Origin of the sequence: Bacteroides fluxus YIT 12057 (assembly GCF_000195635.1) — a bacterium.
Taxonomy (GTDB): Bacteria; Bacteroidota; Bacteroidia; order Bacteroidales; family Bacteroidaceae; genus Bacteroides; species Bacteroides fluxus.
Genome location: NZ_GL882673.1, coordinates 1 through 16171 on the forward strand (window position 1 = coordinate 1; position 16171 = coordinate 16171).

Annotated in this window: 8 protein-coding genes; 5 read left to right on the forward strand and 3 right to left on the reverse strand. The window is 44.3% G+C overall.

Translation table 11 applies throughout. The annotated features are described in order from the left end of the window. Window positions 1–172: 172 nt before the first annotated feature. The 4 genes from HMPREF9446_RS12435 to HMPREF9446_RS12450 are packed head-to-tail and all read left to right on the forward strand — an operon-like array spanning window position 173 to window position 5194. Window positions 173–1504: a TolC family protein gene (locus HMPREF9446_RS12435; RefSeq protein WP_009126030.1), complete on the forward strand. Its 1332-nt coding sequence runs from the start codon at window positions 173–175 to the stop codon at window positions 1502–1504. A gap of 41 nt (window positions 1505–1545) precedes the next feature. Next, window positions 1546–2637: an HlyD family secretion protein gene (locus HMPREF9446_RS12440; protein ID WP_009126031.1), complete on the forward strand. Its 1092-nt coding sequence runs from the start codon at window positions 1546–1548 to the stop codon at window positions 2635–2637. A gap of 13 nt (window positions 2638–2650) precedes the next feature. Beyond that, window positions 2651–4291: an efflux MFS transporter permease gene (locus HMPREF9446_RS12445; protein WP_009126032.1), complete on the forward strand. Its 1641-nt coding sequence runs from the start codon at window positions 2651–2653 to the stop codon at window positions 4289–4291. 36 nt (window positions 4292–4327) lie between these two features. Next, window positions 4328–5194, forward strand: coding sequence for a helix-turn-helix domain-containing protein (locus tag HMPREF9446_RS12450; protein WP_039969446.1), 867 nt, complete (start codon window positions 4328–4330; stop codon window positions 5192–5194). A 373-nt stretch (window positions 5195–5567) separates the two neighbouring features. Here HMPREF9446_RS12450 and HMPREF9446_RS12460 read toward each other — a convergent pair whose 3' ends face one another. Next, window positions 5568–7376: a RagB/SusD family nutrient uptake outer membrane protein gene (locus HMPREF9446_RS12460; protein ID WP_148345810.1), complete on the reverse strand. Its 1809-nt coding sequence runs from the start codon at window positions 7374–7376 to the stop codon at window positions 5568–5570. A 30-nt stretch (window positions 7377–7406) separates the two neighbouring features. Then, window positions 7407–10517, reverse strand: a complete 3111-nt coding sequence (locus HMPREF9446_RS12465) for a SusC/RagA family TonB-linked outer membrane protein (protein WP_148345812.1) — start codon at window positions 10515–10517, stop codon at window positions 7407–7409. Window positions 10518–10906: 389 nt separating this feature from the next. On the opposite strand from HMPREF9446_RS12465, the gene HMPREF9446_RS12470 reads away from it, so the two are divergent. Continuing rightward, window positions 10907–14935, forward strand: coding sequence for a hybrid sensor histidine kinase/response regulator transcription factor (locus HMPREF9446_RS12470; RefSeq protein WP_009126038.1), 4029 nt, complete (start codon window positions 10907–10909; stop codon window positions 14933–14935). A 78-nt stretch (window positions 14936–15013) separates the two neighbouring features. Here the strand turns inward: HMPREF9446_RS12470 and HMPREF9446_RS12475 are convergent, their stop codons facing one another. Further along, window positions 15014–16165, reverse strand: a complete 1152-nt coding sequence (locus HMPREF9446_RS12475) for an MFS transporter (RefSeq protein ID WP_009126039.1) — start codon at window positions 16163–16165, stop codon at window positions 15014–15016. Window positions 16166–16171: the final 6 nt, after the last annotated feature.

The following is a 16171-nucleotide window of genomic DNA, read 5'->3' on the forward strand; positions in this document are numbered from 1 at the left end:
TAATTTTACCCCCTCAGTTTTTTACGTTGACCCATGGTTTGCGCCAACACCCAAACCAATGTGACAAGGTTCGACATAAAAAAAGGAAAATATGAATAGAAACACATGATTTATGGATAGTATTCTTGCGGTATAAGCCACTAAATTTGTGCTTATTTATCGCATAAGCATTATGAAAAGACTACTATTCATTTTTTCTTTTTTCTACCTGTCGGTTGCAAGCGGAAGAGCACAAGAAACCCTGACACTTGAGAACTGCCTTGAAATGGGTATAGAAAATAATCTGTCGTTGCAGAGTAAACGCAATGAAATACAGAAAGGCAAATACGGCATTTCTGAAAACCGTGCCAAACTACTGCCACAAATCAACGCTTTCTCCAACTATAACGACAACATTGATCCCCCCGTATCCGTCACCGACGGTTCCGCATACGGGACACCTTATAATATAACCCACACATTGCGCTTCAATGCCAATGCCGGAGTGCAGTTGCAGATGCCGCTCTACAACCAGACACTCTATACTACTTTGTCCATTGCCAAGACAATGGACGAAATGAACCGGCTCTCCTACGAGAAAGCAAGGGAGGATCTTATCCTGCAAATCTGCAAGATGTACTATCTTGGACAAGTCACCGCGGAACAAATCGCTTTGGTCAAAGCCAACATTGCCCGCTTGGAAGAACTGAGGGATATCACATTGGCTTTTTACGACAACGGAATGGCTATGGAAGTGGATGTCAAACGGGTAAACATTAACTTGGAAAACCTGAAAGTACAGTATGACAATGCCAAGGCAATGCTGGAGCAACAATTGAACCTTCTAAAATATATCATCGACTATCCTTCCGAGAAAAATATAGCATTGACCCCGGTCAATACAGATGACATCATGCCGGTTTCACTGACCGGTCTATCAGAGAACCTCTACGAACTGCAACTGCTGCAATCACAAAAACAACTGGCCGAACAACAGAAAAAGATAATCAGCAACGGTTACATTCCCTCACTGAGCCTTACAGGCAGCTGGATGTTTGCAGCTTACACAGACAAAGCCTACCATTGGTTCCATTCCGGGCCATCCAATCATTGGTTCCGCTCCTACGGCCTGGGGCTTTCCCTGCGCATACCTATATTCGACGGACTGGACAAGCGCTATAAAACACGAAAGGCCGCCATTGACATTGAAAATATAAAGATAGCACAGGAGAATACCCGCAAGAATCTGCAAACTCAATATCTGAACGCTACAAATGATTTGATGAACAATCAACGCAATTTCAAAAAACAAAGAGACAATTACCTTTTAGCAGAAGATGTATATGCAGTCACAATGGACCGCTACCGGGAAGGCATCACTTCAATGACCGAAGTATTGCAGGATGAAATGCGGATGAGCGAAGCGCAGAACAACTACATAAGCGCACACTACAACTACCGCGTCACCACCCTAATGCTGCTCAAACTCACCGGCCGGATAGAGTCATTGACAGCCAAGAAATAGAGACTGAGAATGAAGTATAAATTTAAACAGCATAAAAAGAAATGGGAACAAAAGAAAACGATAGCACAGCAAGCACACATCAGGAAAAAGCAAAAAAGCTGAAAAAACTACGCCGTTGGCAAATCCTGGTCAGCCTAATGGGAGTGGCAATCATGACATGGGGAGTGATCCAGGTGGTATGCCTTTTCTTGGACTATAAAAACAGCGAAACCAGCAACGACGCTCAAATAGAACAGTACATATCCCCCATCAATTTACGGGCATCGGGGTACATCAAGAAGATTTATTTCACAGAGCATCAGGAAATACACAAAGGAGATACCCTATTGGTACTTGATGACCGTGAATATAAAATACGGGTAATGGAGGCCGAGGCTGCACTGAAGGACGCATTGGCCGGAGCCACTGTCATCGGAGCCACTCTGCAAACCACCCAAACTACGGCCTCCGTTTACGACGCTTCCATCGCAGAGATAGAGATACGCCTCGCCAAGCTGGAAAAAGACCGCCAGCGCTATCAGAACCTGGTGAAGAGAAAAGCCGCCACCCCCATACAACTGGAACAGATCGAGACCGAATATGAAGCGACCCACAAGAAACTGGAAGCCGTAAAACGGCAACAAAAGGCTGCTTTGTCTGGAGTAAATGAAGTTTCACACCGCCGCGAGAATACGGAAGCTGCCATCCAACGGGCAACGGCTGCTCTCGAAATGGCCAGGCTGAACCTTTCCTATACCGTAGTAACCGCTCCTTGCGACGGCAAGTTGGGACGCCGCACGCTGGAGGAAGGACAATTCATTACGGCCGGACAAACCATTACCTATATCCTGCCCGATACCCAGAAATGGATTATCGCCAATTATAAAGAGACTCAAATAGAGAACCTGCGTCCGGGACAAGAGGTGACCATCACCGTAGATGCCGTCAGTGACAGAAAATTCACGGGAAAGATTACAGCCATTTCCGGAGCCACCGGTTCCAAATATTCCTTGGTTCCCACAGACAATTCTGCCGGAAACTTCGTAAAGATACAGCAACGCATACCGGTACGCATTGATTTCACCGACTTGTCCAAAGAAGATAACGAGAAATTGGCGGCAGGCATGATGGTAATTGTAAAAGTAAAACTTTAATCGTTGACTCCGCATGCCCTCATATCCTAAAAATTATCCATTTTATAACTGGGTGCCGAAACCGGTAGGCATCATCATCTTGATATTCTTTTTCCTGCCGATACTTACGGTGGGCGGAACCTATTCGGTGAACAGTACGGAGATGATGAGTGGACTGGGTATTATTTCCGAACACATCCAGTTCACCAACTTTGCCACTTCCATAGGTATGGCAGCCTTCTGCCCTTTCCTGTATCGGCTGGTACTCATCCGTAGGGAGAAAATGATGTGCATCGCCGGCTTCTCGCTGATGTACATATTCAGCTACATCTGTGCCAAAACGGACAGTATATTCCTATTGGCACTCTGCAGCCTGCTTACCGGATTCCTGCGGATGGTATTGATGATGGTCAACCTCTTCACACTCATCAAGTATGCCGGACACATCGAAGCCTATGAGAAAATCACTCCCGGCAACGAACCGGAAACCGAAGAAGGATGGGACAAACTAGATATTGAGCGAAGCGCCGCACAGCCGGCCATCTACCTGTTTTTCATGGTACTGGGGCAGATAGGTACTTCACTCACGGCATGGCTTGCCTTTGAATACGAATGGCAGTATGTTTACTATTTCATGATGGGACTGCTGCTGCTTTGCATTCTCATTACATTCATCACAATGCCCTATCATAAATACGCCACACGCCGGTTTCCTATTAATTTCAAGCAGTTCGGCAATGCCTCCGTCTTCAGCATCATGCTGGTTTGCGTCACATATATACTGACGTACGGCAAGGTACTCGACTGGTATGATGACTCTACCATACAATGGGCTACGGCCGGCGCCATCGTTACCGGTGCCATATTCATCTACATAGAAGCTACCCAACGCAATCCCTACTACCAACTGGATGTATTCAAGCTACGTACCATCCGCATCGGATTCCTGCTCTATTTTCTGTTGATGGTACTGAATTCAAGCGCCATGTTTGTCAACGTGTTTACGGGAATAGGCATGAAACTGGATAACTTCCAAAACGCTACACTGGGTAATTGGAGCATGTTAGGTTACTTTATCGGCGGCATTGCAACAATCTGGCTCAGCGTAAAAGGAGTACACTTCAAATATCTGTTTGCAGCCGGCTTCCTGTTCTTGGGACTGTCTGCCATGTTCATGTACTTCGAGGTTCAAGGTGCCGGATTGTATGAACGCATGAAATATCCGGTCATAATCCGCTCTACGGGCATGATGCTGCTTTATTCACTGATACCGACATTCGCCACCCAACGCATGCCCTACAAATACCTTTCCTCCTGGATTTGTACCATGCTCACCGTACGTATGGTGCTGGCTCCCGCCATCGGTACGGCTCTTTATACCAATCTCTTGCAAGAGAGACAACAACACTACGTCACACGCTATGCACAGAATGTGGACATGCTGCATCCCGAAGCATCCGCTTCATTTGTACAGACCATGCAAGGGATGCAATACCAAGGCAAAAGCAAGGCAGAATCCGTGAACATGGCTGCCATATCCACCAAAGGGCGCATCCAGGTGCAAGCCACGCTTTCTGCCGTAAAGGAGATGGCCGGATGGACACTGTACGCCTGCCTTGCCTGCATGATATTTGCAGTTGCCATTCCCTATCCTAAACGGAAATTACTAACTTAGCACCGTTTTTAGTATGAAGCAATAATTTCGTATATGATGAATACTTTGCAAGAACGCTTATACCGTCTTGACCATGCGCTACAGAACAAGGAGAACATTTGCAGTTCGGAAGGCATGCTCCATACCTTTCCGGCTTCCTTAAAAAGACCATTCCTTATAAACGGTGCAGGTCTGGTAATCTGCCGCCGGGGCAGTTTCATGTTTTCTCTGAATCAGAAAAACTACTCCGCCCAAGCCGGAGAGACTCTTTTCATACCGGAAGACTCAGTCTTTCAAGTCCTGCAGGAGTCAGACGAGGTAGAACTGTTTATTCTGGTTTACCAGATAGACCCCATACGGGACATCATCGGCAATTCCGTAGCCTCCATGTATCTATACTCACAGCTTCGGACAGAGCCTTGTTACGTATGGAACACCGGAGACGAAGAAGAAGTATTGAAATACATGTCTCTACTGGACAGCACACTGGAAATGGAAGACAACACCTTCAACCGCTATGAACAGAAACTGCTGCTACTTGGATTGACCTACCGGATATGCTCCATCTACAACCGCAAGCTCATGAATCTGAAAACATCCGTAGGACATAAGCACGACATCTTCATCCGGTTAATCCAGCTGATAGACAAATACTATATAGAACAACGTGGCGTGGAGTTCTATGCCGACAAGCTCTGCCTGTCTCCGAAATATCTCTCGGCACTATCCAAATCCGTCTGTGGCTACACAGTACAGGAGCTGATATTCAAATCCATCGTCCGGAAAAGCATTTCCCTGCTTAAGAACACACAAAAAAGCATCCAGGAAATTTCCGACTATTTCAATTTCCCGAACCCCTCCTATTTCGGTACGTTTTTCAAGAAACAGACGGGGCTGTCCCCGCAGCAGTACCGCAAAAGGTAAAACCATATTCTCAAACATTCATACATACCCTGTGTAGAGAGTTCTTCTTTGAATGGAAAACTTTATTCCAAGCCTGTGAATATCCGTTCGCAGCTTGTGAATACATGTTCGCAGCCTGCGAATATCCGTTCGCAGCCTGCGAACAGAGTTTTCTTCTAACTCTGCCACTTTTTAGTCCTAACTCCGGAAGTTTTCCCGGCAGCTTGCTTGAAAGTTTCCAAGAGACACTTCCCTACAAAGCATATGGCGTCACTCCAAACGATAATTCCACCGACCGATTCATCCATATTATAACAAAGAAAGCCGCCTCAATTAATGAAACGGCTTTTTCTATGTTTTATCCGGTTAATATACCGGCAAGAATTGATTTCAATTACCAGTTCGGATTTTGCGGATAAGGTTCTCCTGTCGTGACACGGTCAATCATTTGTTGAGGTATAGGACGCAGCCAATGCCTGTCTTCAGTTATGTTTTCATAAGCCTTACCATCATCATATTTACGAACCCGGTCAATCAATGTACCGGTACGAGCCAAATCAGCCCAACGGCAATGTTCAGCCAGCAACTCACGGGTACGTTCTTCCAGAATAAAGTCGAGTGTCACATCGCCCGGAGCAATATCCAATGCTCCGGCTTCTGTTGTTTGTTTATTACGGGCACGTTCACGCACGACATTGATATATTTAGCAGCGTTTATATTGTCTCCCAACTTGAATGCAGCCTCAGCAGCCAGCAAATACGTCTCACCCAAACGATAAATGATATAAGAGCGGTCTGTGTTGTCATTAGGAATGGCACGGGTCCTATCCAAAAACTTCATGATAGTCGGGAAAATGGCGCGGCCATTATAGGCATCAGGTGTAAAAATCAGATAATGGTTGCCTTCACGATGCTGCGTTTTAGCTCTGATTTCTTCAGCGGACATGTAATAACCGGGATAGTACATTGCGGTATCGCCAACAACAGTGTAGTCCCAATTAAAAGATTCATCCTTACCATCGATTACATAATTCACAACCCCACCCTTTTGCGTTTTAGTAGCGTACCAAACAGTCTGGAAAGTTGCCTCATAGCGTGTATCTTTATCACGGTTATCAAATGCATTGTAAGTATAACCGGTAGGATTAATCCAAGAATAGCAACGACCGTCATTAATATTACGCTCCCCCAAATATTGGTCATAACCGTTTACGAAATAATGATTCAGCGTACTACGCCCGCCGAAAGTATTGTCATCATCCCAGTCCATACGGGCTACGAACAGTTCTTCTTTATTCTTGCCCGAAGGAGCATCATTAGCCTCATCAAATACATCCGCGTAATTATCCATCAGTTTCAACCCCAAAGAAGGAGCATCCGATATCAGTCCGGTTGCCATATCATAGGCTTTCTGGTAATATTCCTTAGCTTTCGCAGTATTATAATATTTGGTTTGTGTGTTACCTTTATAAATAGGATTGGCCGGATCCTTGTCAAAGACCCATCCCAATGTCAAGTAAACCCGTGACAGCAGATGGCGTGCCGCAGCGGCGGAAGCACGGCCCGATTCCAGATTATTGAGTTGCGGGCTCGGAGAACAGAGTCTTACGGCATTCAACAAATCAGGGACAATAACCTCTTCATAAACACGTACCATATCATGGCGCTCGGCCGAAGTACTTGGAGCCGCATTATAGGTCGTGGTCAGCGTGACATCACCAAACTGCTCCACCAAATGGAAATAATTGTAAGCACGCATGAAATAAGCCTCACCCAAATACTGGTCGCGCTGTGCAGCCGTCAATGCAGAAGTAGTGACATCTACTTTGCCGGCATTCTCAATCATATAATTCAAAGTATTGATGTGAACATAAGCATCGTTCCACAACTTTCTGGGATATTCATTGTTTGCATTATACTTTTCCAAGTCATAATTTGCAAGATCCGCACAACGATTGCTGCCGCCTACATTGTTCTTCAGTTCATCAGTACCGGGATTCATCAGTCCGTGAATTCCCTCTTCCGCGCTATATGTAGAGCGTACATTGGCATAGACAGAGTTCAAGGCCATTCCAAAACCGGAAGGAGTTGACATGAAATCCTGCATCACATTCGAGTGATTCTCTTCCTCTAAGAGATCAGAACAACCGGCTGACAGCAATACCAGTGATGACAAGGCAAGTGTCGATAATATCTTTTTCATATTCATTCTACTTATTATTCAATTACTAATTTAGAAAGTCAAATTCAAACCAAACACAAACGTACGTGTAGGGGGAGTCTTCAAGTTAATGGTGCTTGTGGTCTCCGGGTCAATACCACCGTCCTCACGATACTCCTTGCTGAACCAAGTATAGAGATTGGAGCCTGTGGCATATACACGGGCTGATTGTATGTTAAGCTTGGAAAGGAACGTCTTAGGAATATTATACCCTACAGTAAGGTTTCTCAATTTCAGATACGAACCGTCATAACGTGCCAGCAGTCCTTTGTTGGAAACCGTAGCAGTAGTAGGCTTCGGCCAGCGGGCCGTTGTATTGTCCGGTGTCCAATAATCTACGTTCAAGTTATTGTAGCCCCCTTGCAATGTATTCATCCAGCCATTATGCATATCTGAAGTGATGGTTCCCCCGCAACGGAACGTCCATAAGAATGAAAGGTCAAAACCTTTCCAGGCAAAACGGTTATTGATACCGCCTTCAAATTTAGGTGCACGTTGTCCGATGAATACCTTGTCATCTTCATTGATAATTTGTTTGGCTTTCGGAGTCACACCATCTTCTTCGTAATCTACATGATGATTCTTGATTTTAACCGTACCAATCACAGAATTGGCTCCGGACGTCGCATAACCGAATGATTCTGCCAACGCGCGGTCTTCTGGGGTGTCCTGCCACAAGCCATCATGCTCATAAGAATAGATCACATATCTATCTTGCCCTAAAAAGAACCCGGCATCCTTGTCGTATTCCACTCCCTCGCCAAGATCCATTATCTTATTACGGTTTCCAAAGATATTCAAATCAGTTGACCAAGAAAGCTTATCCTGCCCATCGCCTGCAATATTGACTGTAGTCACGTTGAACTCCAGACCACGGTTACGGGTAGCACCACGATTGGTCAAATAGGATTGGGAATAGCCCGAAGTAGAAGGCAAATTCACACCCAGCAACAAATCTGTCGTGTTTTGTTGGTACCATTCAATCGTACCCGTAATACGGTTATTCAAAAAGCCAAAATCGATACCTACGTTCCAGGTTTCGGTATTCTCCCATCCTAAAGATTTATCCGGAACAGAACCCGGACGAACTCCCATCACCCCATTGGTTCCTAATAAATATTTACTGCCAGTATCCAATCTTGACATGGTCTGATAAGGAGAAATCGCCGTACTGCCTACATTCCCCCAGCTAAATCTAAGCTTCATGCCTGAAAGGACATCAGCATTGACTTTCTGCATGAAATTTTCACGCATAAGATTCCATCCTAACGCTACGGAAGGAAACGCGTGCCACTTGTTGCCGTCCGCCAAACGGGAAGAGCCGTCATATCTCACAGTTGCCGTCAACAGGTACTTTTCTTTATAATTATAATTCAAACGTCCCATATAAGAAAGCAGTCCCCATTTTTCATAACCGCCTCCACCTGTCACATTACCTTGCGCAAGCCCGGGATTATAATACTGGATGTTGTCATCGTAATAATCATTGCCGGACACATTGTTTTTTGTAAACTCTTTCTCTTGAGCCGAGAACAAACCGGTCACATTAAAATTATGGATGTCGTTGAAAGAGTAATCCCAAGTCAAGATATTTTCCAAAGTATAATCTACGGTATGCTGGTACTCCCCAAAAGACCAGTCAAGCGCCCCCATACGTTTGGTCGTATTGCTGGCCTGAAACTGACCTATTGAATAATATTTCAGATTCACACCACCGTTAAAACGGTACTTTATGCCAAGAGGCAACTTCACATCAATATAACCGGTGGTGAAGGTTGACAGACTTTTACGATCATCCACCACTCCGTTTTCCTGTGTATCCAACAAAGGATTCCATACATTCTGCCCACTACCCGGCAAATAAGTACGCAAGGAACCATCTTCCTTATACGGAGTAGTGAAAGGGGAAGCACGTAAAGCCATTTCCATAGGATTGGTATCCTGTCCTTTGTTAATGATATAGGTATTCAAGGTTGAAAGACCAACTTTCAGGAAACTGGTTATTTCCGTATCAAGAGAGAGTTTGGCCGTCATGCGTTCAAAGCTATGTGCTTCATAATTGTTCTGCCCCTTATAATATCCTACAGAAGCACTATAAGTAGTACGCTCATTACCCCCATTGATAGCCACCTGATGATTCGTCGTCATACCGTTGCGGAATATCATGCTTTGCCAGTCCGTATCATTTCCGGCCAAATAGCCTTCCATTTCTTCCTGATCCCGGAAAACATCCCCCACGCGCATCAAATTCGGATCATCAATTCCGGTATAAGCATCCGGATTAGCATTGTAAGTAGCCCATTTCTTCAGCTGGATATATTCGGAACTATTCATTACATCATATTCCTTGATGGCAGTTGTAATACCATAATACCCACTGTAACTAACATTTACTTTGCCTTTGTTCCCCCGTTTCGTTGTAATCAAGAGTACACCATTCGCACCACGGGAACCGTAAATAGCCGTTGCCGAAGCATCCTTCAAGACGCTGATACTTTCCACGTCATCATTATTGATTTCGTTCAACCCGCCAGAAAAAGGGATTCCATCTACCACAATCAAAACATCGTTACCGCCATTGAGCGAACGTTCACCACGCACACGAATCTGCGGAGCAGCACCCGGATGCGTATTGCCACCTGCCATCTGTACATCAACACCGGCTGCAAGCCCCTGCAACGCCGCACCTATGTTACCGACAGGTGCCTGCTGCAACGCTTCGCTCTTTACATTCACCATAGCTCCGGTAATGTCGGACTTCTTTTGGGAGCCATAACCGACCACCACCACTTCATTCAGCATCTCGGCATCATCAGCCAATACGACCTTGACTGAAGGACCTGTCACTTTTACCTCTTGCGACTTATATCCGATAAAAGAGACAAGAAGAACCGAATTCCTTGAAGCATCAATAGCAAAATTACCGTCTATATCCGAAATAACGCCGGTAGTAGTACCTTTCACTACAATATTAGCTCCAATCACAGGTTCGCCGGCAGTATCCACAACCTGCCCCTTCACATGAATGGCTTGCTCTATAGCCGCCATTACATTTACACCATTTACGAGAAATAGGCATACCAGCAGGGGTATCCATAATACATGTGTTTTTCGTAACTTCATAATGTACATTTTTAATTTTAAGATTATAAATTATTCCTTATTGCAAATTCCGTTCAAGATCCGTGATAATGAATATACCGAAAAAAAGTTAAATCAAGAAGAGTCATCCATTGCCAACATAACTATCAGTTTTAAGGTCGATACTTTATTTTTCTGTCTGCAAAATTAGTTTTCCAATAAATAAATATAGTCAGCAAGTATGCCAAAAGTATCTATTTCAAGCGATTTGGAGCAAAAGATACACATTTGTCACAAATGGAAACAAAGCTGTTTTTTTATATCATCCTAACTACATTATCATTACAAATTCCCAAAGTATTTATGTTCCACTTTACAATTTTTCTCTTTATATTTGCGCATTGCATGCGCTAAATACACTACAACATACTATGAAAAGACTTATCCAACATTTGGCAATTCTGATTTTATCAATCCTGGCTACCCATTCATACGGATATAACCTGCGTCAGTTTTCCAATATAGACGGTCTATCCAACAGCGCTGTTCTTTCTTTGTACCAAGACAATGAAGGATTCCTCTGGTTAGGGACTTGTGACGGGCTGAATTTATATGACGGACTGAATATACGCCCTCTTACTTTTGCCGGAGGACAAAATCTATCGGGCAATATCATCGAAAACATCCTTGAAACAGAAAACGGCGTCTTATGGATTCAAACGAATTATGGGCTGGACAAACTAGATAAATACAAAAGAACCGTAACCAGCTATACACAGTTTCAAGGCGGATACATATTAAAGAAAAACTCCAAGAATGACATTTTCATTCTTTCTGAAAACAACATGCTCTATTATATCACCGGTACCTCCGATGAATTTCACAAACTGGCCATTCCCCAATTGAACAGAGAAGACATTATTGATATACACATCAGCAACAGTTACCTGTGGGCATTTACCAATCAAGGCATATTGAAATATCAGTTAGAATCCCACGATAACCGATACTCCATCAAAAACACTGAAAAAATAGAAGATACCCCCTTGCTGTATTGTTTTACAAACAACCATACAGCTTATATGATAGACAAGCAACACACCCTATACGAATACGAAATAGAACATAACTCAAAGAAACCCATCATCAACCTGAATAAAGAGATTGCCGCAAGAGGAATCATTTCAGATATCATCAAAGACAATGACATGTTCTTCATCGCTTTCAAAACCAACGGGGTACTGAGGCTTATCCCGCAAAAAGAGAAGTACGAGACAGAGGACATCGGAATCAAATCCGGCATATTCCGACTGCTGAAGGATCATAACCAAGATATCGTATGGATAGGAACCGACGGGCAGGGAGCCTATCTATACTCAAACGGACACTATTCCATCCAATCCATCACCTACAACAACTTGAATTTTAATATAGCCAAACCTATACGTTCCATTTTTCTGGATAAAGAGAATTCCTTATGGCTGGGGACCAAAGGAGAAGGCATATTGAAAATAAACGATTACAACGTCAACAGCAATACGCTGAATTACCATACAGAATTAATCACAAGCTCCAACAGTTTGCTATCGGACAACTCTGTCTATGCTTTTGCAGAAAGTTCCCATCCTTTATTCTGGATAGGCAACGACGAAGGTATCAATTACTATTCATACTTGGAGAAACGCATCAAACGCATACCCTGCAAAGAACCAATCAAGTATGTGCATGCCATCTATGAAGAACACGATTCCGTCCTATGGATATCTACCGTGGGCACGGGCATCCTCAGAGCCAGAATTGCAGGAACCGCCTCCGCTCCCCAACTGACAGATATCAAAAGATACACGATAGACAACGGTAACTTCTCTTCTAACTATTTTTTCACAATGTATCATGACGAACGCGGAGAACTCTATTTTGGGAACAGAGGTTATGGCACTTTCCGTATGAAAGGCGGACTATTAGAACCCGTACCCCTTAAAAACAACTATAAAGACAAAACCGCCAACGACGTATTCGCCATTATCAAAGACAATGATACATTATGGTTAGGCACCAGCTACGGTCTCATAAAACAGAGCAGCGGCAAGGAATGGTGTTTCAACAAAGAAAATGGCCTTCAGAACAGTACCATACATACTATGTTGAAAGACAATAGCGGAAACATCTGGATAGCCACCAACGGAGGACTGGAACGCTTCCATACCAATAACCATGAAATCCAAAGCTATAACCGGATAAACGGCATGAATATCATTGAATTCAGTGACGGTGCCGCACTGAAAACAAAAGACGCCCTGTTTTTCGGAGGCATCAACGGCTTGGCAGTCATACGCGAGAATCCGGCTTACCATACAACCGGCAAATACTCTCCCCCCATACGCTTTACCCGGCTAAACGTATTGGGAAAAGAACAAAACCTGCATGACTATATCCAGACCACCAACAACGACTCGAAGCTGGTGCTGAAATACACCCAGAACTATTTCACGATTTCATTTATAGCCATGGACTACATCAACTCCAACAACTATTCTTATTTATACAAAATAGACAAGAAAGAAAGCGGATGGATTGACAATGGCCTTTCAAACTCCGTATCCTTCACCCAGATGTCCCCCGGCGACTATACCCTCTACGTAAAATACAAGAACCGCACCAGCGGGGAAGAGAGCAAGGTTTACTCCATGAATATCCATATCCAGCCGCCCTGGTATCTCTCGAATACCGCCATACTGGCTTATCAAATATTGTTGCTTACTTTTATCCTTATCCTTATCCGCATTTATGCTTTGAGGCAACAGCGGAAGCACAAACTAATGGTACTCCAGCTGGAACAAGCCCATAAAGAAGAAGTGTACGAAGAAAAACTACGTTTCTTCACCAATGTCACTCATGAATTCTGCACGCCACTTACGCTGATATACGGGCCTTGCGAACGTATTCTGTCGTATGGGAATACCGACTCATTCATCCGTAAATACATCCTGCTGATAAAACAGAATGCGGAACGGCTAAATTCCCTAATCCAGGAAGTTATAGACTTCAGAAGGATAGAAACCGGACATAAGATACGAAAGATGCAGCAGTTGTCTGTCAGTGAGATATGCAACGACATCACCGCCTCCTTTGCCGAGCTGGCCGAACAGAACAGAATCAAGTTGGAAAACCTTATAGAACCCAACCTTTCTTGGAACTCCGATGCAAGCTGCTTCACCAAGATCATCAACAACCTAATATCCAACGCCTTCAAATATACGCCTACAGGAGGAACCATACGTATCACCCTAAAAACCGAAAGCGGCAAGCTATACCTTGCCGTCTATAATACCGGCAAAGGAATAAAAAAAGAAGACAAAGAGTCCATCTTCAACCGATATAGCATCCTGGACAACATAGAAGAGAATGCCGTGAAAGGACTTTCTTCACGCAACGGGCTTGGCATGGCCATCTGTCACAGCATGGTAGAGTTGCTTGAAGGACAGATACAAATAGAAAGCGAAGTAAACCAATATGCCGAGTTCATTGTAACTTTGCCGGAACTACCCATATCGGAGAAACAGGAAGATACAGAAGACTTGCCCGCCACATCCCTCCAACCATCGTTGGTGTCCATACCGGTGGCCGGCATATCCCAGCTTCCTCCTTCCGAGCCGGATGAAGCGAACCCCGCCAAAGGCCAAATACTGGTGATTGACGACAATGCGGAGATTTTGACACTGCTTCAAGAAGCCCTGTCAGAATATAAGGTAGTGACCGCCACAAACAGCGAAGAAGGTTTGGATATGCTGAAAAAGGAATATCCGGACCTCATCATCACCGATGTCATGATGCCGGGTACGGACGGAATAGAGCTGACCAGACAAATCAAGCAAAACAAACATACGATGCATATTCCGCTTGTCATTCTCTCTGCAAAGAACACGAATGAAGAGAAAATCGAAGGATTGGATTCAGGAGCAGATGCCTATATCGGCAAACCTTTCAACTTGAACTATCTGAAAGCAATCGTATCGCGACTGATTGAAAATTATAGCAGAATAAAGGAGTACTACAACTCTTCAGCATGTGCCTACGAATTCTCCAACGGACAACTCATGAAAAAGGAGGACAAGGATTTCATGCAGTCCGTCACGGAATTCATCAGCGGCAATCTTGAGAACACAGAGTTGGGACCGGAAGACTTGGCCGACCACCTGCAAATCAGCATCCGCAACCTGTATCGGAGGTTCAAGGAGATGGACCAGTTGCCGCCCAAAGATTTTATTAAAGATTACCGGATAAGCCTTGCCGCCAAATTACTGAGGACAACCACTCTGACCGTGCAAGAAATCATCTACCAATGCGGGTTCGGCAACCGTTCGCACTTTTACAAAGAATTCGACAAGCGGTTCCAGATGGCTCCTAAAGAATACCGCAATCAAAACAAGCAGAAAGACAGTTCCCTGGAGTGTGGCTAATACTTATAAATAAAAGAAAGCCCGACTCCGCAAAAGAGAACCGGACTTCGTAAAAGAGGGTCCAGATAAGCTCCGGGCTTATTTTCTACCTGCCGCTTTAAACGAACAATACAGCAAATAAAGCATACAAACAATAAGTATCAGCAGCCCTGCCGTCTGCGATTCCGTACAATCTGCCACCACCCCCATCAACAACGGCACAAAAGCTCCGCCGCACATACCGGCCATCATTATCACCGACACATTGTTTGCTTTATCCGGACAAACTCTTAAAGCAATTGAGCAAATAATCGCAAATATGGAAGAACAGCCGAAGCCAACCATACCCGCCAGAGTTAAAATACAATATTCGCCTTCCGCAAAAAGTAACCCCAAAGCAGCAACCAACATAATCAAGACATGAATACGAAAGTTTTTCAGTTCGGAAAAACTAATCAGCAACATTGTACCGGTAAATACCCCCAGGGTTCTGAAAGCGAAATAAACGCTGGAACTTAATGTGGCGTCCTGCACTGTATGGCCACAATGTACCATCATTAACTTTGGGATACATACATTCATCCCAACATCAATTCCTGCCGCACAAACCGCCGCCAGAAACAATAATAAGACATGGTTGTCCTTCAACAAGGCAAAAGATTCCGCAGAAGCGGCATAGGCACAGCCCCCTGCTCCCTTGACAGAAGTGAACGACAGACACAATGCAGCCATTAAAGCAATCACGGCAAATACCGGAAATACATAATACCAATTCCCCCAGAAACTCATGGCAAAGGCAGCGACAAACGGTCCGCAAAAAGCAGACACCCCCTTGATCAATTGGGTAGAGGTCAGAGCCACAGAAAGAGTATTACCCGACACAACGCAAAAAAGCAAAGGATTCAGAGCAACTTGCAGGGCAATATTTCCCACCCCCAACAATGTAAAAGCGATAAAGCAGCCCAACAAGCTATACATCCCAAAAGGTATAAACATTCCAAGCACCGTCAGCCCCATACCATAAAGCGCTACCTTCCTACAGCCAATCTTACTTGCCAAAGCAATTACCGGAGCAGGCAAAAACAGGAAGCCAATAAATACTACAGCCGGAAATAAACCGGCCATAGTATTACCCAATTGAAAATCACTTTGTATATAACTGACAGAAATACCTACAATGTCACAAAAACCCACTATATAGAAACTGAATAATACAGGAAACAGAGCCAATAATGAAACCTTGCCTTTCATAATACC

What these genes read in the sequence shown, in the direction of transcription:
- HMPREF9446_RS12435 (WP_009126030.1), top strand. Translation starts at nt 173, where the DNA reads ATGAAAAGACTACTATTCATTTTTTCTTTTTTCTACCTGTCGGTTGCA.
- HMPREF9446_RS12470 (WP_009126038.1), top strand. Translation starts at nt 10,907, where the DNA reads ATGAAAAGACTTATCCAACATTTGGCAATTCTGATTTTATCAATCCTG.
- HMPREF9446_RS12450 (WP_039969446.1), top strand. Translation starts at nt 4,328, where the DNA reads ATGAATACTTTGCAAGAACGCTTATACCGTCTTGACCATGCGCTACAG.
- HMPREF9446_RS12445 (WP_009126032.1), top strand. Translation starts at nt 2,651, where the DNA reads ATGCCCTCATATCCTAAAAATTATCCATTTTATAACTGGGTGCCGAAA.
- HMPREF9446_RS12475 (WP_009126039.1), bottom strand. Translation starts at nt 16,165, where the DNA reads ATGAAAGGCAAGGTTTCATTATTGGCTCTGTTTCCTGTATTATTCAGT.
- HMPREF9446_RS12440 (WP_009126031.1), top strand. Translation starts at nt 1,546, where the DNA reads ATGGGAACAAAAGAAAACGATAGCACAGCAAGCACACATCAGGAAAAA.
- HMPREF9446_RS12465 (WP_148345812.1), bottom strand. Translation starts at nt 10,517, where the DNA reads ATGAAGTTACGAAAAACACATGTATTATGGATACCCCTGCTGGTATGC.
- HMPREF9446_RS12460 (WP_148345810.1), bottom strand. Translation starts at nt 7,376, where the DNA reads ATGAAAAAGATATTATCGACACTTGCCTTGTCATCACTGGTATTGCTG.